1 protein-coding gene is annotated in these 458 nt (G+C 65.5%); it reads right to left on the bottom strand.

Annotated features, from left to right (window positions below; translation table 11 throughout):
* On the bottom strand, positions 1-458 hold a 458-nt coding region (locus IM284_RS23815), incomplete at both ends, for an Ig-like domain-containing protein (RefSeq protein WP_193055965.1).

Raw genomic sequence — 458 nt, 5'->3', positions numbered from 1 at the left:
TCAGGGTCGGCGTGGTGTCGCGGGTGGTTTCTCCCGGGTTCAGCGGCGTTTCTGTACCGTCAGGATTGACGGTGATTGCCGGGATATCCGGCGTGGCTGGCGGAACGGTATCTACCGTCAGTTCAAACGGCGTTGAGATGGTGGTATTGCCCGCGGCATCCGTGGCATGCACCGTCAGCGTATGCGGGCCGTCGGTGAGCGGGATAACGGGGGTAAAGCTCCAGCCGCCGCTGCCGTCGAGGGTCGCGGTGCCGAGCAGGGTGGTACCGTCATAGACGGTAATCACCGCATCTGCCGGCGCGGTGCCGTTCAGGGTCGGCGTGGTGTCGTAGGTGGTGTCGCCACAGTTAAGCGCCCCGATAACGCCGGCCACGTCATCCGGTACGGTGGCGATGGTGGGCGCCGCTGGGGGTGTGGTATCGACGGTCAGGGTGAAGCCGCCTGACGGCTGGCTGGTA

Origin of the sequence: Enterobacter cloacae complex sp. P12RS, from assembly GCF_014895875.1 — a bacterium.
GTDB lineage: Bacteria > Pseudomonadota > Gammaproteobacteria > Enterobacterales > Enterobacteriaceae > Enterobacter > Enterobacter bugandensis.
Note: the sequence above shows the minus strand (reverse complement) of the source record. Positions and strands in the feature narration are given on the sequence as shown.